The organism is Dolichospermum sp. UHCC 0352 (assembly GCF_009711925.1).
GTDB classification, from domain to species: Bacteria; Cyanobacteriota; Cyanobacteriia; order Cyanobacteriales; family Nostocaceae; genus Dolichospermum; species Dolichospermum lemmermannii.
Genome location: NZ_VIKY01000125.1, coordinates 15,819 through 37,644, shown reverse-complemented (window position 1 = coordinate 37,644; position 21,826 = coordinate 15,819). Strand labels below are relative to the sequence as shown.

Genomic DNA, 21,826 nt, shown 5'->3' with positions numbered 1-21,826 from the left:
TCCCATATTGATGCACTAATATAGTATTTTGTCAAGATAATTTAGATGCGTTTCCCCTGCATTCTAATAAAATTGTAAAGATTGACTTTAGTTCAGATGGTGAGAAAATTGCTACAGCTAGTCAAGATGACATAAAGATAGATGATAAAGATGACAAAAATGAAAAATATAGTCAAAACGTAATTGTCAAACTTTGGAAGGTTACTGGTGAACCTCTAACAATTGATGATAATGGTAGGGTTTGGGAAATTAAATTTAATCTAACCTCAACATCTCAATTTAAATTTGACATAAAATTTGATATTAAATTCAATCCAAAACAGAGAAATATAGCTGTTGCTATTAATAATGAGGTAAAAATTTATAATTTCAAGCTGATAGAGATTGACAGCTTTTCAAAATATCAAAGTCATATTCACAGTATCAGTTTTAATCCAGAAGGAACAGAGATTGCAATAGGCTATCTTGATGGACAGGTAATACTGTGGGATATTGAGAATGATAAACCTAAATATAAATATTTAGATTCAGTAAAGTATTCTACGCAAGTTAATATGGTTGCTTTCAGCCCTCAAAAAGAAGGGCAAGACAGAAAGATTGTTACAGCTGGTGCTGATGGTACTGTAAAGCTGTTATATCTTAATGATAATCGGATAATACCTATAAATTATCAGGGTGCTGTTTCTTATGTTGGTTTTAGTCCTGATGGTGGGGTTATTGCCACAGCTAGTTTAAAAAAAGATGAAGGAAATAAGTTTATCCAACAAATTGCGCTTTGGTATATTAAAGATGGCTCTCAACGAATACTTAAGAGAAATTCCCACACAACTGTAATGAGTATTGGTTTTATTGATGATGGTAAAATAGTTGCTTCAGTTAATGAGGATCAAACTATAGAAATCTGGGATATTGCTACTGGAAATTTGCTACAAACTATTCAAGGAAATGATAATTCTTTGATTGGTGCTGCTTGTATTTTTAGTTCACAGAATGATAAAAGTGCGATCGCGGTAGCCAACTCTGATGAGAAAAGAATCTGTTTATGGAGCTTAAGCTTAGAAGAATTATTAAGGAATAGTGTCAATCAGATTCAAGATTATCTTTTTTGTTACATCAAGCAATCTATTCCTGTAGTGCTTGCGTTTGCAGTATCCGCGTTGTGTCGGATTGAAGATAGCAAAGTTAATACTTTGTTAATGCTTTACTTACTGATGTTTTAAGTAAATCATGTTGAATGATAAAGAGAAAAATCGCCCTCCCAAATCCCATAGACGATCGCTCTCATCATTAGTATAATCCCCCACTCAAAACAGACTCAACTGCTTCCCCACATCACCTTGAGGCTCAACAACCGAAAGTAACTCATCCCGTTTTTTAGCAATCAACTCCAAATAATACCCACTGGAATAGGTTTCAGAATTAGTCAACCCCGTAATTCCTTGATAAAACGTCACAACATCCCCAGTATTACCCAGAACCAAAAGAGCCTTTTCACCCTTCTTAATTTTTCGAGTAACCTGTAACTGTTCCACAGGAAAATCACCAGAACGAATAACCTTTGTTAATTCCTGGTAATATTGTTCTGCCTTAGCCTTTGACAGAAGATATTGTGTCAGGTAGTTCAAAGGAAACTCCTTTTCTAGACGAGAACGGTCTCTTTTCTGCCATAAACCCGATGAAGGGGGTAAATGAGCAATCGTACAGAAAGTTACACTAAGGCTGCAACCGTTGCTGGATAAGCATTCTGTTAATCAATGTTTTTAGCAATTCTCAATGTACCAAATAATCTTTAAGCTATTTGGCACAGCTTTTTTGTACGACACAGCAGTGGTTTGAAGACCCTAAATTTCAGAGGCTTCAATTGCTACAGGTTTTTGGTAGGTGGAAAGGATTTTGAAAACAGGTTATCAAGTCCTTAGCGTAAGTTTCGGAATGGATGCTTATTTCACCCCCTGAACGAAGTAATGTGATGATTTGATTTTTGTCTAAATCCGTTCTTTTGGACATTGGGAATTTTGCTATTTTTGGAGGATGTTCTTTTTATCTTCGCAATAGCCAGAAATATACGATCGCTTTGCTAGTTTCTTAATTGCTACTTAATCAAATACCGTTGACGGCTGACTCTAAAAATGTTTAGTGTTACATAACAGACAACAAGGATTGGAGGGATGAGCAAGTTTGGTGAAACAATCAGGCAACTTCGAGAGGCTCAAAATCTGGGACTTCGGGAAACAGCTACTATGGTAGGTATCTCGCCTGCTTACTTAAGTCGCATTGAGCGGGGTAAGGAGCATCCGCCAAAGCCGGAAGTTATAAAAGCATTAGCAAAAGGTTTAGCGGCTGATCCTGATGTACTATTTCGGCTTTGTCCTTCCACAGACCCAGATGTAGTGACTTTGCTGAAGGAAAGACCAAAGGTACTAGAATTAGTTCGTTTGGTGATGGTTCAGGAACTTTCTGATGAGCAGCTTGGTAAAATTGAGCATTTTATTAAGCGAGATATATTAAGAGAAACTTCCTCGGATACAATACTCACTGTATCTGAGTAACTCAAGCCTAGCTCTCCCCGCAGTAAGTGAGGAGGAATACGAGGAGAATTTTTATTAGCACATGAAAGCAAAACAGTTGCCGATTCCTGATTTAGAAGATAATACGGAAGATTACACTATTTCTGATGGTTGTATCCTTGACTTTATTAGTGGTGAGAAAAGTCTCAAGGACACGCCAAAAGAACAAGTGCGTCAACGGATTGCAAGGGCTTTGTTTCACGAGTATGGAATTTCGGTGGAAGATATGGCGGCTGATTTTCCGGTTTCTATTAATGGGAAGCGGAAAAAGCTGGATATTGCCATTTTTCACCACGACCAGGAGCATACAGTTCAAAATTTAAGTCGAGTGGTGGTTTGTCGCCAAGAACCAAAGGTCGGCAGAAATGCAGTGAGGATTCGAGATTACGACCAAGCAGCGAAGGATTTAGAAGAACTAGAAACCATCATGGAGCATATTGACTTCTGTAAGTATGGTTTGTGGACGAATGGTTTAGAGTTCTTTTACTTAGAGAAGCAAAAAACGCGGTTTGAAGACCGGTTTGAGCCGATAGGTGATTGGCCACCTGCGGATGAATCTTTGGACACACAGGAGGTAGTTTCTAGTGCGCGTACCCGCAAGGCTGATCCAGAAATGCTGCGTGTGGCTTTCCGGCGCTGCCATAATTTTATTCATGGTAATGAAGGAATGCCCAAAGATGCGGCATTTTGGCAGTTCTTATACTTGATTTTCTGCAAAATGCACGATGAGCAGAAATCACTTCGCGGTCAAAGGCGATTTTGGGCAGGGCCGAAGGAGCAGTTCGATACTGAGGGGCGTAAAGAAATCCGCTTGCGGCTTATACCTCTGTTTGAAGAGGTGAAAAAGAATTACAGCAATCTTTTCAGGGGAAATGAGGAAATTACTCTTTCTGACCGCGCCCTTGCTTTTATGGTTTCTGAATTGGCAAAATATGACTTTACACGTACAGATGTAGATGCTAAGGGTGCGGCTTATCAAGAAATTGTCGGCGCTAATTTACGGGGCGATCGCGGACAATACTTCACGCCACGGGGTATTATCAAACTGGCTGTGGAAATGCTTGACCCCAAAGAAAATGAGCGAATTTTAGATCCAGCCTGTGGAACTGGGGGATTTTTGGTGGCAGTGCTGGCGTATATGATGAAAAAGTTTCGGGAAGAAGCGAATGTGCCAGTAGGATTAGAGACTACAGAGGAGTTTCTATCTGTCAATGGACGGTTGCGCCAGTTTGCCGAGAAACAAGTGTTTGGTGCGGATTTTGACCCATTTCTAATTAAAGCTTGCCAGATGAATATGGTGATGGCAGGAAATGGCAGGGGTCATCTTTATCATATCAACTCTGTGGATTTCCCTAACGGACATTTAGATGGGTTAGAACCAGCTAAAAAAGAAATTCCCCTAGAATCAATTGATGTGTTGTTGACTAATCCGCCTTTTGGTTCTGATATTCCAATTACGGATAAAAATACACTCAAGCAGTTTGAATTAGCTTACAATTGGGAACGGACGGAGGATGGTAGTTTTCGCAGAACTGGTACACTCAAAGGCAGTGTTGCACCAGAGATACTATTTATTGAGCGTTGTCTGAACTGGCTAAAACCGGGGGGAAGGATGGGGATTGTTTTACCAGATGGCATTTTGGGCAATCCTGGAACTGAATATATCCGGTGGTGGATTCTGCGTCATTCTTGGGTATTAGCTAGTGTGGATATTCCAGTTGAAGCATTTATTGTAGAAGCGAATGTAAATATTCTCACAAGTTTGCTGTTTCTGAAGAAGAAAACCAAAGAGGAAATTAGGGCTGAGGATTTAGGAGGTAAGACAGACTATCCTGTATTTATGGCAGTGGCAGAGAAGGTAGGATTTGACCGTCGAGGAAATACGCTTTATAAACGGACTCCTGATGGTGAAGAAATTGTGGTTGTCAAAGAGAAAATAGAAAAAATTCGGATTGGGGAACGTATTATTGAACGTCCTTTAAAACGAAAAGAAAAGATACTCGATGATGACTTGCCTGTAATTGCCGAAAAATATCGAGAGTTCCGTCAACAATACCCAACTCCAGGTATATGATTTCTCGAATAGAAGCATTTAAATATCGCTGCTTTGACCGACTTGATATTAAACTCGGTCAATATCATGTTTTAGCTGGTGCAAATGGCACGGGTAAAAGTACGCTGCTTGATATTCCTTTATTGTTGGGCGAAATTCTATCACAGGGATTAATCCCAGCTTTTTTAGAATCTCCTTCTATTGGTGGCAGTCCAAGAGCGCAAAATTTACAAGAATTACTGCATTATGGCAGAGGAAATTATTTTGGTTTTGCCATAGAAGCTGATTTACCTGAAGAAATTATTATTAAATTGCTCGAAGATGCACCACCCACGGTTCTAAAAGATAAAAATAGGCATCCTCGAAGTATTAGATATGAAATTCGGTTTCAAATTTTTAATAATATTGAGCTTCATGTAACTGATGAATTTTTATATATTGTTCCGCAGAAGGTTTCTGAACCGAAAGAAGGCTGGGGAATAGGAGGTAAACGTCCTCGTTACTGGCACACAATTATTGAGCGGGAATCTGGTTTACCAACAATTCTGAAACAAGAAGATCGAAGCCGCTCTAAAATCAACTTGCGACTGGAACCCCAGGAATTAGCTTTAGCAAATTTACCCAGTGATATTGATAAATTTTCTGCGTCTATTTGGTTCAGAAATCTTTTAGAAAAAGGCGTAATGCGTTATGAACCAAGTTGGTCAGTGCTGCGGAAGGCTTGTCCGCCTGGACAGCCTAAAACCTTGCGTAAAGATGGTTATAATTTGCCTTGGTTAGTGCTGAATTTGCAGCAGGAACAGCCAGAGTTATTTGAGTCTTGGGTAGAACACATTAAAATGGCTTTGCCTAATGTTATGGCAATAGAAGCTATTCAACGTGAAGAAGATTATCACGCTTACCTCAAATTAACTTATTGGGGTAATCATGTTGTGACTTCTTCAGGATTATCTTACGGGACTCTGCATATTTTGGCACTGACTATTTTGCCCTACCTACCTCAACCCCATAGTCTAATTTTCTTGGAAGAACCGGAAAATGGTATTCACCCTAGAGCAATTGAGGTAGTATTACAATCTTTGAGTTCGGTGTACGATTCTCAAGTTTGGGTATCTACACATTCTCCTGTAGTATTGGCATATACTGAACTAGAATCAATGATTGTGATGCGAGCTAGTAAGGAAAATGGTGCAGAGGCGATTCCCGGAAATAAACATCCGCGTTTACAAGATTGGCAGGGAAGTATTGACCTTGGTTCTCTGTTTGCAGCAGGGGTACTGGGATGAGAGATTGTATCTTCTTGGTTGCTGATAAAAATATGGAAGCTGCTTTTACAGGTTTTTTTACCAGAGTGCAGTTCCATAGAAGTCTGGGAATTAGGCAGTTTGCATTCGACCCACAACAGGATATTATTGTTGAAGCGGGGAGTGATCCAGGTGTGTATACCCGCGCCCATCAATTAATTCGTCCTTATCAAAAAACTCATCGTTATGCTGTTGTAGTATTAGATAATGCTTGGGATGGGTCGCCTGGAGTAGAAAAAATTACTAATAATATTATGGAAAATCTTATTGATACTGGTTGGGATGAAGAAAATTGTGCCGTGATTGTAATAGATCCAGAACTAGAGATTTGGATATTACAGGATAATCGCAATGTAGAAGAGGCTTTTCGGTTTAAACAAGATATCTCTTTAAGAAAGTGGTTAGAAGAAAAAGGGTTATGGGATGCTTCGGCGTTGAAACCTGCTGACCCGAAGAAAGCTGTTGAAGATGCTTTGAAATTATCCAGAACTCCTCGTTCATCAGCTATTTATAAAAATATAACTAGCAAAGTTTCTGTTAAAGGATGTACAGATACAGCATTTCAAATGTTGTGCATTAAAATGCAGGAATGGTTTCCATTTGATGAGGGTCAAGCATGAAAACTACTAAGCTAGACTTTCCAGTAATGTCTTCTTGGATGGAAAGTAACGGGCGGCGTTTGGATTGTAACCCTTACCTTTCAGGGGCTTTTGAAGCTAAGGTAATACTTGAAAAACTATCAGCGAAGAAACAACCTTTGCATGAAGTTACAAAGGGAGGTCTAAACGGAATTTTTCATGCTGGTCGTGAGCGTCGTCAATATGTAGATGATCCAGCTTATGGTGTTCCTTTCCTGGGGAGTACAGATATTCTTGCGGCTGATCTTTCTTCTCTATCTCTTTTGTCAAAAAAGCAAGTAGCAGCTAATCCAAATTTTGCTATTCAGGAAGGATGGACTCTCATCACCCGTTCTGGGACTATTGGCAGAATGGTTTATGTACGATCAGATATGGCAGGAATGGCTTGTACTGAACACGCTATGAGAGTTGTTCCCGACGTTGATAAAATTTTGCCAGGTTATTTATATGCTTATCTCAGTAGTAAATTCGGAGTTCCTCTTATTATCTCAGGAACTTATGGTTCAATAATTCAAAGTATTGAACCTCATCATATTGCTGATTTACCAGTACCAAGATTAGGGGCAGATATTGAAGAAACCGTAGATGAATTAATTAAAGAAGCTTCTATTAAGAGAGCAAAAGCATTAAATATTTTGTATGAATCAGATAAAATATTAGAAAATAAAATACAGCTACCTCGATTACCAGATTTACATGAAATATCTAAACCTCTAGTAGCAGGGGTTAGTTCTAGCTCTCTAAGAATGCGCTTTGATGGTGCTTTTCATTCACCTTTAGCCTTAGAAGCAGAAAAGGCAATTACAAAAGCTAAATGCGATATTCTAACTCTTGCTCATAGCTCTGTTAATCAAAATCTATTTAAGCCAAATATTTTTAAAAGACAGTGGGTAGAATCAGAAAATTATGGACCAGCGTTTGTAAGTGGAAATGATATTTATCGAATGAGTCCATCACCAGAGAGATTTGTTAGTAAGAAATCTAAAGATATTGAAACTTATTTGCTAAAAAAAGGTTGGATCGTTTTTCAAGCAGCAGGACAACTTAATGGAATATTTGGATGGCCAATTTTAGTAAACTCACATCTTGATGGGATGTTCTGTGCTGATGATGTATTCAGATTAGTTCCTCATAATGAGGCCGATGCTGGCTACATCTATGCTTATTTGAGAAGTAATTATGGTCAAAGACTTCTTAAAAGACAAGCTTATGGTTACAGTATTCCCAGAGTAGTTTCTGAACACGTAGAACAAGTTATCATTCCTTGGCCAGATGAAAAAACTCGGCAATCAATTGGGCAACCAGTCTTTAATGCTTGGGAAGATTTAGCTAAGGCTATTCAAATAGAAGCTCAGGCAGTAAAAATAGTTGAAAGTAGTATTGATAAGGGAGGTGCTTAATGGCTGCAAAAGTCATCGCTATTGGTCAACCTGTCAACGACTCTGAACGTCAAGCAATTAAATTTCTTCGTGATAATTTACCCGATACCTACACAATAATTCATAACTTTGAAATCCCTCAAGGCAAAGAAAAGTATGAAATAGACCTAGCCATAATTGCCCCTCACAGCATATTTATAGTTGATGTCAAAGGTATCCCCGGACTAATTGATATTTATAATTCAAAATGGTATCCACAAGGACGCGACCATATTGGCGCACCATTAGCAAAGTGCAGACAAAATGCTAAGGTGATCAAGGCTTTAATTCGTGATACTTATCCTATCAAAACAAACCTCAAAGATATTCATGTCCATGCTGCAATTTTAATGACAGCCCCTAACTCTCATGTCGAGGCTCATGGGAGTTCAGATGAGGATGATATCACTTACCTTAATCAAAAATGCTTAACTTATTTCAAAGGCAAAGGTCATATTCCTAGCCATCGTTTGCAGGATATTCGCTCATTTCATGCTGACATTGAACAAGCAATTGTTGGTAAAGCCCGTCCCAAATCTGCGCCTCCTATTTACCGTGAATGGCAAATAGAAGAGGAACTGGGAGGAACCCCAGATAAATATACAGAATACCGCGCCAAGCATATTTTTCTCGGTAAACGCGGCGGAATTGCCCGACTGCGTGTTTATGAAGTTGACCCCTACCAAGAGCATAGCATCCGCGATCGCCAACGTAATCTGATTAGTAATGCTTACCGTTCAATACGGCTGATGCCTGGTCATCCAAACATCTTAAAAATAACAGAATTTTTCTCCACCGAAGCGGAAGATAAATTCATTTTAGTTATAGAAGATATAGCAGCAGAACCTCTCAGCCAACACATTAGAAAACCTAATTTAGCACTTACTTTTGACCAAAAGATTGGCATTATCCAAGATATTCTCTCAGCCCTTAACCACGCCCACAAATACGAAGTTATTCACCGCAACCTTACACCAGATGCTATTTTAGTCACACCTGATGGTAATGCGCGGCTGACTGGTTTCGACTATGCCAGGGTGACAAAAAACCGCAGCAGTACGATTGCAGAATATATTGTAGATAAGCTTGACTATAACTACCAAGCACCTGAATGTTACCGCGACCCCAGCCAAGCCAGTATCGCCTCAGATTTATTCTCGGCTGGGTTGGTGTTTTACGAATTATTAACAGGACAAACGGCTTTTGAGAATACTGCCTTTTTGGAATGCGATGCTATTTTTCCAAAAAAACCATCCTCCTATAAACCAGACCTCCCAACAGGTATGGATGAATGGTTGCAAAAACTTTGCGCTTTTGACCCTGAAGAACGCCTTATAAGTGCAGCAGTTACACTGGTGGAATTCAACAATATCATCACACCAAAATCACCAGTTGTACCTCAGCCCAACACGGGAGAAACCCCTAAATCTTTAGCTGAAATAGACTTGCAGAATTTACCCGCAGATTATATTCTTGACGAGCTATTTATTATTCAAAAGCGTCTCGGTCAAGGTGGATTTGGTGTAGCCTACAAAGTATTTGATTCGATGGGTGATAGGGATTTAGTAATGAAACTTATCACCCGTGACAAGCAATCAATTTACCAACGTTTAGTACGAGAATACAAAACACTGCTAAATATTCCCGAACATCCTTATATTGTCAAAGTTATTATTGCTGGTAAATTGCCAGATGATACACCATACATCCTATTTGATTACATTGATGGTGAAGATGTAGAAAACCTTCTAGGAAACAATACTATTGCCAAAATAAGAGCCTTGATAATTTTTGGCAAAAACGGCAAAAATAATCATATATAAGCGTTTCGATGAAAAGGTAGTTTAGAATCTAAAACCCTTATCCTACCGTCAATACATTTAAAAAATCCTTGTCGGAAACCTTTAAGGAATTTTTAGGGGTGATTGTTTTTGCCAAGCAAGAGCGAGGAACGGGAGTTCATGGTTAAAGCATTATCATCTCACCCTCGTAATTTGACTAAGGTATTGGGAAAAGAAGCCCTTTCCTTGGAAGATGCAGTAAAAATTGCACGACAAACTGCCGCAGGTTTGGCACATCTGCACGAAAATGGTGTGTATCATCAAGATATTAAGCCTTCTAACTTGTTACTCACAGATAAGGGAGTCCGCATCATTGATTTTAACGTTGCTGTCTCAGAACGAGATGAAAGCATGACAGGCGGCGGAACTAGGGCATATATCCCACCGGATTTTGACTTGACTTTAGATTTAGACGAAATTGATCAGGCGCAAAAAATTGACCGCGATATTTATGCACTGGGAATTACTCTCTATGAGTGCATTACAGGTAAATATCCTTTCGACGACCAAGACCCCAGACTAAGGCGAGACAAGCAACCCCGCGATCCACGAAGTTTTACTGCTTGTAAGGATTTGAGTGAAGAACTAGTGCAATTCTCGATGAAAGCGATCGCACCGCGCAGGGTTGATAGATTTTCTGTTGCTAAGGAATTTGCTGAAGCGTTAGATGCAATTAAACACCCTAGAAAGGTGTCTCAACCTACCCAGCTAACAACTGAATCCCTCCCAGCGACCTTAACAGATACCTCTAAACCTAATTTTAATCCCTTTGTTAGCCATCTGCTTACCTTGTACAGCCAGAGTCAACAAACCAATGCTGGAACAAGGGGATTGGATAAAATAGGGGAACTAACTTATGTCCCTACACTTTTAGACCAAGCATTACAACCTGCAATTTTAGCGGGTAAATTTAACTTAGTGATTATTTCTGGTAATGCCGGTGATGGTAAAACAGCCTTTATTCAACAATTAGAAAAGCAAGCTGAGAAAGAAAACACTAAATTGCAACGGGGACTAAACGGTTCGGAATTCCAAATAGAAGGACGAACTTTCTTTACCAATTACGACGGTAGCCAAGATGAAGGGGATAAAGTTAATAACGAGGTACTGTTAGAATTTTTAGCTCCCTTCCAAGGGTCAAATACACAAGTTTGGCAAACCAACGAAACGCGGTTAATTGCAATTAATGAAGGTCGCTTAGTTGACTTTTTATCTGAACATGAAAGCCGCTTTCCCAAACTCACTAAAATCGTCAAAAATGGTATAAAAGGTGCAGATCCCCAAGAGGGTGTTGCCATCATTAACCTTAATCTTCGCTCAGTAGTCGCTAACTTGGGTGAAGAAAATAACTCAATTTTTGATAGATTAATCCGCCGCATGACTGAACCCCGTTTTTGGAAAGCTTGCGGTAGTTGCGACTTGAAAGAAAGATGTTATATCTTCCACAACGCCCAAACCTTTATGGATGAGAAAGCAAGTCCCAAGGTGATTGAAAAGCTCAAAACCTTATATACCATCACCCACCTGCGGGGACGCTTACACATAACCTTGCGCGATTTACGTTCAGCTTTAGCCTTCATGCTGGCGGGAACAAGGGATTGCGACGAGGTTCACGAACTTTATCACCAAAGCACTCCCGAAGCACGACAAAACATCCTTGATGGCTTTTATTTTAATTCTTGGATAGGAGGTATAGAGGGTTCAGGCGATCGCCTCATTTCCCTGCTGCGAGAAATTGATCTTGGAGAAACCAGCAATCCCAGTCTTGACCGCAGTTTTGCCTTTTTGAAACCCAGTGCTAAAGAAATGGGACGGTTTAACTTCTCAGACCGCAGCCGCAATGATGATCATTTATTACAAAGGGCGTTCGATGAACTACCTCGTGACTATCGAAGTAAAATCGAAGAAAATGGTCAAAAAGTATACAAACAATATATTGCTATGCTACGACGGCGGCAATACTTTGAACGCCGTGATTCAGGATGGCAACGAATGCTACCCTACCGTCATTTTGAATATTTTTTAAAGTTAGTAACAAAACAGGAAGACTTAACTAAGGAAGTGCAACTACTTCTACGCGCTATCAACAGGGGTGAAGGTTTGAGAAACCCATCTCGCCTTGGGAATAAACTAGCCCTAAGAGTCCGCCAAGTGAATAACGGTACTATTCGCAGTTACCGTGTATTTGATAGTCAAACTTTTAGCCTTCAACCGCATGAAGCTAGAGGAATTACTGCTTTTATAGAATTTTTACCACAAACCTTATTCCTTCAGTATGATTCTTTGATGAGCCATAATGCAAAGTTAAGTATAAACTTGGATGTATATGAAATGCTCAGAAGACTTGATGATGGCTATCGTCCCAGCGTTGAAGAACAACAGGGGTTTTACCGGAGTTTGGCAGTATTCAAAAATCTCTTAGCTTCAGCCCCGTATCAAGAAGTTTTGCTCACAGAGACTGGACAAGATTTTTATAATATCAGCCGCGATGAAGCTGGTAACTTATCGCTCAAACAAGTCCAGGAGGAAATTTAATGGGACTCGATAATAAAAAAGACAAAGATTTTGCACTAGACAAAATCAGTTACGTTAACTTCAAACATATTGAAATTGACCGTACTTTACTTAATTTATTTCCTCGACTAAAATTTGATGGCTATCCAAGTAGAGTTAGAAATTCGAGCCTTCTATTCACAGTTGAGAAATTTTTAGAAGAATTTATAGATGATAAAAATCAATCCAAATTTATTGGTTTTGCAGAGCATAAAGATATTGTCTCTAAATGGTTAGAAACTGATTTATTGGATTTAGCTAATCGAGGAAAATCAAATCAAGCTGTTGTATCACCTCGTCCTTTACACGGTAACGCATACAAATATAGAAATACCAAATATGCTAAAGATGAAGGATCTTCTGAACAAATTTATTGGATGATTTATTATGCTCGTAAGGGTTTGGGTCAAGCTGCAAGGGATGCGTTGAAGGATTTTATTTTTGCGGGGCTTGACCAACAAACTGACCTTATTTTGCTTTCAGACCAAAGAATTGATGTAGAAACTCAGGCAATTCTACATTTTGATAAGCAAGTGAAAAAAGATGCTGAAGACCGTTCCAAAGAACCGGAAAGATATTCTCCCCTTTGTATTGGTCAAGCAGACTTACTAGCAGATGATATTCTGCGTTTGCTGACCTATGAAAATTATATGCCTCGGTCAGTTCTGGTGGATTACCTGAAAACCCTGTTGTCTTTCCACTTAGCCCTTTACCACCTGCGTCTGATGAAACTTTTACCAGCGTTAGTAAAGCGGCGTGGAAGTGACCCGACGTGCGATCGCTGTCCGGTAAACCCCAGAATATCTTCACCGCATGGTGATTGTCCGCACCGTATCGGGCTAGTAGTTGATATGGGCGACCCCACCAACCCCCACATGACTGAGTTGGCTCGTCATAGTGCAGATAGTCATTACCGCCGCATACCAGGTTATATTGAAGCTCATTTCATTACTAAGAAATTGGATGAAATGGCTGAATATTTAAGAACAAGAAATAAATTATCACCTGCTGGAAATCATTTCTCTGTTGGAGAAGTTTTACAACTTTTACATTCTTCTAAAAATAAAGAGCGAGAGGATTATTTTAAATCAAGAGTCACACCCCTGATAGAAAGGTATCAGCAAGGAGCAGAATCGTCTATTCCTCCAGAAGTACAGCGCATTATTAATATGAATTTAGGAGAATTTGATACTTACATAGAAATAATATTAGCTCTTCGAGGTAGTTACCATCGGGAGGCGATTATCAAATGCTTAGACGCTTTTTTATTAAAAAATAGTGATTTAGGTTTGCTACGCCAATCTCGTGCCAAGGGTAGCCCTCGCTGGTTTGCTCTGGGAAGTCGATTACTTGAAGTATTATTACAAATTGCTGTTTTAGAACCTCAAGGAACAAGCTTTGTGACCCGTGAAATTAGAGTTGATGAACTGTTAACATTGCTACGCGATCGCTATGGCCTCTACATTGACCGCTTACCCCCTGGTGATGGCTTCGGACAACCCAGCATTGTAGATCAACAGGCACTGCGAAAAAATGTTACAGCTTTTAAGACTCGTCTGCGCGAAATTGGATTTTTCCAAGACCTCTCGGATGCCTATGTTACCCAAACCGTGACTCCTCGTTATACCATAACTACTGATAACTCAGGGAGGTAACAGATGAGCCAAGGTTTTCAGGAACTTCAGGATGATGAATTAACTCAAGCCTTAGAATTATTATTATTGCCGCGCCTGAGAGATATTCTTGCTTCACGCAGCAAAGGTCATTGTATGCGAGTCGCAGATTTAGACTCACATCTAATGATTGTACTGACACGCAGCTTGCGCCGAGAAATCCCAGAAGCACAGAGTTTTATTTTGAATGGTAATGGTCAAAATACTGACGATACAGATTTATATATTTCATCTACCAAGTTAATCGAACTACGCAACCCTTTACCTGATGGTTCATTGAGACCACCATTACTGGTATTTTTACCCTCCAATTTGCAAACAAATGCAGAAGATTCCTTCAACGTTGCATCATTTGAAGAAATTTCTTTGGCTGATGTTTATCAACAACTGGTTCAAAAACTCATTCAGCAAGTTCCGACACCCCTACAAGGTTATGTTAAAGAAATTTTGAGGTATTTAACCCAAGAAAAATGGCGTTGGACTAATGCAGTAACACAAGCGCGTTTTTTGCAAACAGCAGTAATTAATGGAATAGATGGAGATACCCTTGGTGCTGCATTATATGAATTGGGCTTGGTTCCAGATTTTCATTTGTTTGATGAACCTGCAACTACCACTTTTAAAATCCGCAAGAATTTAGAATCGATGCAAAAACTTACCTTAAATTTTGATAAATCAATTCGGGGTAGAGTTTTAGATTTAGAGTTAACAGACAAAATATTTCAAAATAGATTAACTGAATTTTTAGTAGAAGTAGGTTTAGAAGACCCTCGTATCTGGACTAAGCAAGTTGTAATAAATCCAAAAAATTGGGATATTTCTTTTGATAAATGGAAATTTCAGGAAGAAGTTAGTCCTGACAAAGTATCGATAGAAGTTCTAGATATTGGGCTAACATTTATTCAAGATAACGCAACTAATCAAAATTTACAAAGCCTAATTGGTCAACAAGTATTAGTTCCCAAAGAGCAGAAAAAATTTAAAGTTGAATTTAAGGTAGATCCTCACCCTCAACAAATAGAAGGGTTAAATCACTTTACTGTCCAAATTATGACGCAAGATGGTTGTACTGTTGGAAGTGCTAAAAAAGTTAAAGCATGGACAACAAAAAAAACAACTAAAAGTGTTACTTTAGATAAACTCGATCAATTTGAATTTGAAGAAGGCTGGCATTCTGTTAGGGTTTTACCTTGGACAGAAAATGATGATCCAATACGTTTAACTGAACCAGATATAAATTCAAGGTTGGGCAAGATAAAACCTTATGAAAGTGAATTATTTTATGTACTTCCAAATACTGAAATTGATGCAGAACCACCAACAATCAAGTTTTTTGAAGAAACAAGTTTAGAACACGCTAAACTGAAGCTTCAGTTTGCAGCTATTTCGGAGCGTCGTGATCCCAAAGCAGTTACTCTTAAAGATGTAGTTTGGGCTGAGAAAAGTAGCAAAACTCGCAGAACATTCCAAGAAGCCTTAGAAGTTAAATTTGGTCGGGATGGCAAATTTCGTATTCCTATAGCACCATGCTTAAAAGATTTGGAACTGGCAATATTAACATCTCCACAAAGTCCTGTAAGTTGGAAATTACAGGTCAGCATGGGTCAAGTTGGTTCTCCCTTACCAGATATTATTGATTTTCCAAAATCAGGACTAGCATCAAGTTTTTTATCAACCCGTGCTGATTATTTCGCCGCCGTTCTTTCAGAGGACAAGAATTTCATTTCTCAGGCAGTTAATTTTAGTGATTTAAAAAACTATTGTTATGAGTATGCTGCTGCATACAGAGAAATATTAGTTGACTTGTGCCGTAAAGTAGAAAAAAGCAATGGTTCAGATGGGCAGTCTCTAAGTGATTTGAAAAAACTACTTTTGGTAGATACCGTGCGCTTAGAAGTTATAGACTTCCGGGGACAAACACGAGAAGCTATATTACTGGGTCCAACCCATCCGTTACGTGCCTTATGGCTAACTACATGGAGTCAAGTTGCACAGTCCTGGATTACTGCTGCCTACAATGGGCAAGAAGAATATGTGAGTTCTACGCGAGATAGCATTTTGCGGGGGTTTGTACCTTTAAATGTACCCCCTACTTTGCCCCTAACTGATGGCAGAGTTTTCATTACCGTTGATAATATTAATTTCTTTTGGTCGCTGTATGCCCAATCAACCGAAGAAAACACACGCGGCTTGTTAGGTGAAGTCTGTACTGCTTTTGGACTACCAGAACCTACTATTGGTGCTGCGGTGAATGCTGAAGTTTTAGCTTCTCGGATTGAAAGGTATTTGGCACAAAACCCTTATATCCGCACACTCACTATTAATGCCTTTAACTCAGGTCGTGCCACCATCCTTGCAGATGCCATTATTTTATTGCAAAAGCGTGAAGCATTTCGCAATTTACGGTATGAAATTCGCTTATTTGTCCCTGACCCAGAAGTACCAGGAGTTGGTGAAGCCATAGAACAACTCCTTACACCAACTGCCAACATAACTTCAGAAGTAGTTGATGCTTTTTCTACATCTAGCGGAAATTATTTATTTCCAAAGTTAAGTTTGGCAGTTCATTCCGTTAATGATTTTCGTAACCTAGAATCAGAAAATAAATACCAAGCCCACATCAGCATACTGGTAGATTTATTTCCTGCAAAAGAAATTGGTTCAGCGCCACCCTTTCAACCAAAAGAAATTGCATCATTACATGGTTTAATTCAAGACTTTGTTATCGAATTCCAAGATGATGAAAGCGGTACTTTTTGGCGGCGACAACCGTGTCATGGAAAGGCACTTACTCTTCCTGGTGCGGAAAGCTTGATTGATTTACTGGCTGAGTTACCGAAAATAATATCCGGCGCAACTGCTACTGTTGCTACAGGGATACCAGCTTTTGAAAATCGTCCGGTGGTAACGTTGGGTCTAAATGCAGAACAACGGGAATTATTGCACCATATTCATAATGTCTGTGATTGGGTCTTCACCATTGATCGTAATATCGGCATTGAATTTTTTGATCATGGTGGTCAGAGCGATCGCCCGCCTTACTTGGTTGACTATGTTCCTGATTCTACTGCTAGTGTTGGACATCGATTGGTCATTACCTCGCGCTCTTTATCAGAACTGGAATCAGTATTGTCCCAGGTACTAGAGCGACACGGATTAAAAGCAAAAGAAAGAAATACGCAGCTTATCCTTGAGCAGATGCGATCGCTTTCTGGACGATTAGCATTAAAACTAATTTCATCTGCTAACCAGCAAACAGAGGCACTTGGGTTAGCTTTAGCTCGTCTATTTTTGCAGTATCAAGGAGCATTATCAAACCAAATTATACTACCGCTTGATGCCCATATAGAACTATTTCAAAAAGCAAAGCAGCAAGCAGAAGCTTTGGGTAACTCAGTTACCCTTCAAAGGACAGATTTAGCACTTTTCGATCTAAATATCACAACTCGAACTATAGTTTGTAATTTGGTTGAGGTAAAATGCTATGCACAAGTAGGAAGTGTTAGTGATTTCAATCGATTGAAAGATGAAATTTCAGAACAAATTAATCAATCTAAAAATGTTTTATGTCTACACTTTGAACTACAAGAAAGACCAGATTTTCTACTAAAAATTCGTGAGTTTGCAACTATATTGGAATTTTACTTAGATCGATCTTTACGATATGGAGTAATCGATAAAGATGCTGCCAATGAAGCTAGAAGTCTACTAACAACTTTAGAAGATGGTTATACGTTACAATTTACTCAAAGTGCGCTAATTTTTGATTTTCAAAAACCGGGAACTGAACCACCAGAGTATGACCGAGGAATTGAATTTCATCGCATCGGTATTGATTTAATTGAAGAATTGGTTGCTTTAGCAGAACCAGCCCTCACACAAATCACTCAACACTCTGAGCAAGAAGAAATTCAACAAGAGTTAAAACAAAGGGACGTTACAGACTCAATACCCCGTCTGGTTTCAGCCGCTTTTCTTGTCCCATCAAGGGAACGCTCTACAACTTGTGATGATTTTACAAAGGATAAAGAACAAAATATTTCCCCAAAACAAGAACAGCCTGAAATATCCACTTTATTAGTTAAATCAACAGAAAATTCTCTTGAAGTATCCTCAAATTTGGATAGAGAAATCGAAGCTTACAAAGTAGAACCTGAAACACAAAAAGAACATCAAGATATCTTTAAACCTGTTGAGGTTATTAAATCATCAGAAAATATTGTCTTATCTTTACCACCAGAGATAGAGACTGATGATACACCTCAAACTGAACTGAATTATGACATAATGCTTGGTGTTCAATCTCCAACACCCCAGTATGGAATTTTAGGAGAAACGTCTGGGCGTAAGGTTGCCTTAGACTTGAATCAAACTCATACCATCAGCCTTTTTGGAGTTCAGGGAGCAGGAAAAAGTTACACATTAGGGAGCATTGTTGAAATGGCTTGTATGCCCATTTCAAATATCAATATTTTACCAAGTCCTTTAGCAACTGTAATTTTCCATTACAGTCAAACCCAAGATTACAAACCAGAGTTTACCTCAATGGTTTCTCCCAACTCCGAGTCTGCTCAGGTAGCTCTGTTAAGGGAAAGATTTGGGGCAGAACCAGCCGCGCTTAACGATGTCGTAATTCTTGTTCCCTCTGCAAAACTTGAAGAAAGAAAAGCTGAGTACCCAAATATAGAAGTTCTTCCTCTTACCTTTGCTGCATCAGAACTAAAAGCTACACACTGGAAATTTTTGATGGGTGCTGTTGGTAGCCAAAGTATGTATTTGCGTCAAATCAACCAAATTATGAGAAGACTACGCGACCAAATAACTTTTCAAGAAATTCTCCAAGGCGTAGAAAACTCTTCTCTATCAGATCATTTAAAAGATTTAGCAAGAACTAGATTAGAATTTGCAGCTGAATATATTGATGATAGCCGTCGGCTGACTGATACTATTCTTCCCGGTCGCTTAATAATCGTGGATTTACGAGATGATTTTATTGAAAAAGACGAAGCGTTGGGACTCTTCGTTGTGTTGTTGCAAATTATTTCAGAAGCAACTAATAACGGACAGCAATTTAATAAACTTGTTGTTTTTGATGAGGCTCATAAATATATAGAAAGTCCAGACCTTGTAGATGGATTAATAGAGGTAGTTCGAGAAATGAGACACAAGGGTACTAGCATAATGGTTGCCTCACAAGACCCACCATCAGTTCCTATATCTCTAATTGAGTTATCCTCACATATAGTAATGCACAGATTCAACTCACCAGCTTGGCTAAAGCATATTCAAAAAGCTAATGTCGCACTTAATTCTCTAACTTCAAAAAATATGAGTCATCTTGGTGCTGGGGAAGCTTATATTTGGTCGAGTAAAGCTAGTGATGATGCCTTTGCCAAAGGAGCGATTAAAATTCGGTGTCGTCCTAGAGTAACCCAACATGGTGGCAGCACAAAAACCGCAGTTCATATCTAGTTAACAGCCAATAGACTTTCTATATAGCTAAGTTTCTCTCAATAATCACTTGTTTATCAATATCTCTGTTTCAATATCTATCTTTTGGCAGATGACAATGTATTTACTTAGTGAATATTTCAACTTTATACCCCACATTCCGCAGATACTAAAGCCCACATTCCGCACTTCAAAAAGTAGTATACAAAAACTACATTGACGACTAATTAAAAACTAGAATTTTTAAAAACTAAGTAGCCACCAATAAATAAATTATATACACCAAAAATTCAGCTTTTTTATTATGTTTAAAAAGCTAGTAAGACAGTTTAATTTGAATTTTTTAATCAATTATGCAAATACAAGACTATGCGATAGGGAATTATAGAGTCGGCAACTAACACAATAAATAATATTTTTGACAAGAATTAGGTAGGAATTGCAATATCCTACAATGTTCATCCGTTAAGTTAAGAATCTTATCAACTTCTTGTGTAATCAGAATATGAATCCCCTGAAAACATTGAAATATCCACCTTAATGTGGGAGATTCTGTGGGTTTACTCAGTTGATTTTTAACAGTAGCTTTTTGTGTTTTCAATGCAATTCGTAATTGTCTTTGTCCCAGATTATAAACCAGAAGACACAATGCCATTAACATCATCATTGTCTCTACTCTTTCGGGATTTTTCACAAACAAACTATCCGCGAAAAACAATGGGTCTTTGATAAATCTAAATCCTCGCTCTGTTGATTGCTGTTCTTTATATATTTTCAATATTTCTGTAGGTGTTAATTTGGTTGTATCTAAAATATTCGAAGAATAAAATAAATCGACCACAAGAATTTTCATGTTTTTTGATTAACTCCTGATTTTCTATTAATTTACCTTTGATTTGATAAACTACTGTTTGTCCTTTATTTAATCTTTCGGTAATTTCTATGTCCGATATTTGATGATATTTTAATTTTGCCGTCAGGTCTTTAATTTTTAATTCTGCTAAAGATTTTGAACAAAAATCTTCTTTTTCTAACTTGACTAGCTGTTTATTAGTTTTTAGAAACTCTTCTAAGATTTTTTTGCTTAATTTCTTTAAATCTGCTTTTTTCCTTTCTGTGCTTTCAACTAATAACCATCTTTGCTCTATTCCCCCGTAAAATACTTTCTCTTCCTGATAGCTATATCCTTTGATATCACTTGGTTTCAGTTCTTTACTTATAAATGCTTTCACTAAGTTTTTGGCTTTTTTAATGGATAATGGTACTCGACTTATCCATTTCATGTTCGACATTAATTTTAAATTATTTTCACTATATAATGCACTATCAGCGACCATTATACTTTCAAAATCTATTTGTTTAGAATATTCCACTAAGATGTGAGCAAATACGGCTTTATCTGATTCGTTTCCTGATGCTCCTCTGAAAAATAAAGGTATATCTCCATCACTACTTACTATTAAATCTAATATACATTGTTTTAAGTCTGGGCGGTGGTCACGGGAATAGCCCTGTGTGATATTAATCGGATTTTCTTTGTTTATTCCTTGTTCTTTATCTTCATTATTTACGCAGTTCTTATACTCTCCATGTAAATGTAATGAGCTTGAATCTAAATGGGAATATTTAGTTTCTATTCCAAATTTCTTGACTACTTCTAAGGCAATTATTAGGAATATTTTTGTTAATCCATATTTATAGAGCTTGTCCATTACTCTACCTATTTTATCATCGTTTAAATCTGATGCTTTTATTCCTTCCTTTATTAAATGTTCTATGGGTTTATCTTGAAAAAAATCAGGGAATAAATATAATGGTCTTGATACAAAACCCAGTCCATTGAGAATGATTGCTTTGACTACTTCGCCTGTATTTACTTTCTCTCTGATATCTACTAAGAATATCTCATTAATTTTTTCTACTATTCCTATCTCATCTATTATTCCTAAGTGATCTAAGTTTTTACTCTCAAATTCTTCTTTTTGGTAATTCATATTTTTGGGTATTTTGATTTCCTTCAGACTCATTTTCTCATTTTTTCTTCTGAATTTATTGTCAATACCTTATTACTCCCGGTTCGCTCATTTTTTTTGGAGTTCGAGAAATTGCCAAAAAAACAAGAAATCCAGGTGTCGTAATGGTTTTAGCGATTTCCCGAAATTTAGCTTGAACTACCACATCCGGCGCTAAAACTCTATTTTTATGCGAACTGCTTGCAGCAGCGCTTCGCTATCGCATAAAGTCTGTAGGGTAGTACATTTTTATCAAAGCCGAAAACCCTGATTAAATCGTTCAGCTTTTTTGTAACTCGATTTTAAATGGGCGAAC

Annotated in this window: 11 protein-coding genes and 2 pseudogenes; 11 read left to right on the top strand and 2 right to left on the bottom strand. The window is 38.2% G+C overall.

Annotated elements, in window-relative coordinates; all coding sequences use genetic code 11:
* Nucleotides 1-20: 20 nt before the first annotated feature.
* Nucleotides 21-506, top strand: a pseudogene (locus FJR06_RS24895) (WD40 repeat domain-containing protein); the annotation flags it as partial.
* Between the two features lie 48 nt (nucleotides 507-554).
* Nucleotides 555-1,220, top strand: coding sequence for a WD40 repeat domain-containing protein (locus FJR06_RS24290; protein WP_254434405.1), 666 nt, complete (start codon nucleotides 555-557; stop codon nucleotides 1,218-1,220).
* Between the two features lie 84 nt (nucleotides 1,221-1,304).
* On the opposite strand, the gene FJR06_RS08455 is transcribed toward FJR06_RS24290, so the two are convergent.
* Entirely contained in the window at nucleotides 1,305-1,625 is a 321-nt protein-coding gene (locus FJR06_RS08455) for a hypothetical protein (RefSeq protein WP_041458083.1), read from the bottom strand.
* Between the two features lie 543 nt (nucleotides 1,626-2,168).
* Between FJR06_RS08455 and FJR06_RS08450 the strand changes: the two genes are divergently transcribed.
* The 9 genes from FJR06_RS08450 to FJR06_RS08410 all read left to right on the top strand — a co-directional run bounded on the left by FJR06_RS08450 (nucleotide 2,169) and on the right by FJR06_RS08410 (nucleotide 19,519).
* Nucleotides 2,169-2,549, top strand: a complete 381-nt coding sequence (locus FJR06_RS08450) for a helix-turn-helix domain-containing protein (RefSeq protein WP_015080840.1) — start codon at nucleotides 2,169-2,171, stop codon at nucleotides 2,547-2,549.
* Nucleotides 2,550-2,610: 61 nt separating this feature from the next.
* Nucleotides 2,611-4,641, top strand: a complete 2,031-nt coding sequence (locus FJR06_RS08445) for an N-6 DNA methylase (RefSeq protein ID WP_015080841.1) — start codon at nucleotides 2,611-2,613, stop codon at nucleotides 4,639-4,641.
* A complete protein-coding gene (locus tag FJR06_RS08440) occupies nucleotides 4,638-5,906 on the top strand; it encodes an AAA family ATPase (RefSeq protein ID WP_015080842.1) in 1,269 nt (422 codons plus the stop codon). The genes FJR06_RS08445 and FJR06_RS08440 overlap by 4 nt, the downstream gene beginning before the upstream one ends.
* Nucleotides 5,903-6,544: a hypothetical protein gene (locus FJR06_RS08435; protein ID WP_015080843.1), complete on the top strand. Its 642-nt coding sequence runs from the start codon at nucleotides 5,903-5,905 to the stop codon at nucleotides 6,542-6,544. The genes FJR06_RS08440 and FJR06_RS08435 overlap by 4 nt, the downstream gene beginning before the upstream one ends.
* The gene (locus FJR06_RS08430; RefSeq protein ID WP_015080844.1) at nucleotides 6,541-7,962 is read left to right on the top strand and encodes a type I restriction-modification system subunit S; all 1,422 of its coding nucleotides are present in this window, start codon (nucleotides 6,541-6,543) and stop codon (nucleotides 7,960-7,962) included. Before FJR06_RS08435 ends, FJR06_RS08430 begins: the two co-directional genes overlap by 4 nt.
* A complete protein-coding gene (locus FJR06_RS08425; RefSeq protein ID WP_254434404.1) occupies nucleotides 7,962-9,803 on the top strand; it encodes an NERD domain-containing protein kinase family protein in 1,842 nt (613 codons plus the stop codon). Before FJR06_RS08430 ends, FJR06_RS08425 begins: the two co-directional genes overlap by 1 nt.
* 138 nt (nucleotides 9,804-9,941) lie before the next feature.
* Nucleotides 9,942-12,356, top strand: a complete 2,415-nt coding sequence (locus tag FJR06_RS08420) for a serine/threonine-protein kinase (protein WP_254434403.1) — start codon at nucleotides 9,942-9,944, stop codon at nucleotides 12,354-12,356.
* Nucleotides 12,356-14,029 carry a hypothetical protein gene (locus FJR06_RS08415; protein ID WP_168651229.1) on the top strand — a complete coding sequence of 558 codons (1,674 nt, stop codon included), beginning with the start codon at nucleotides 12,356-12,358 and terminating at the stop codon, nucleotides 14,027-14,029. The genes FJR06_RS08420 and FJR06_RS08415 overlap by 1 nt, the downstream gene beginning before the upstream one ends.
* Nucleotides 14,030-14,032: 3 nt before the next feature.
* Nucleotides 14,033-19,519: an ATP-binding protein gene (locus FJR06_RS08410; protein WP_015080847.1), complete on the top strand. Its 5,487-nt coding sequence runs from the start codon at nucleotides 14,033-14,035 to the stop codon at nucleotides 19,517-19,519.
* A gap of 376 nt (nucleotides 19,520-19,895) precedes the next feature.
* On the opposite strand, the pseudogene FJR06_RS08405 reads toward FJR06_RS08410, so the two are convergent.
* Nucleotides 19,896-21,492, bottom strand: a pseudogene (locus tag FJR06_RS08405) (IS1634 family transposase).
* Between the last annotated feature and the right edge of the window lie 334 nt (nucleotides 21,493-21,826).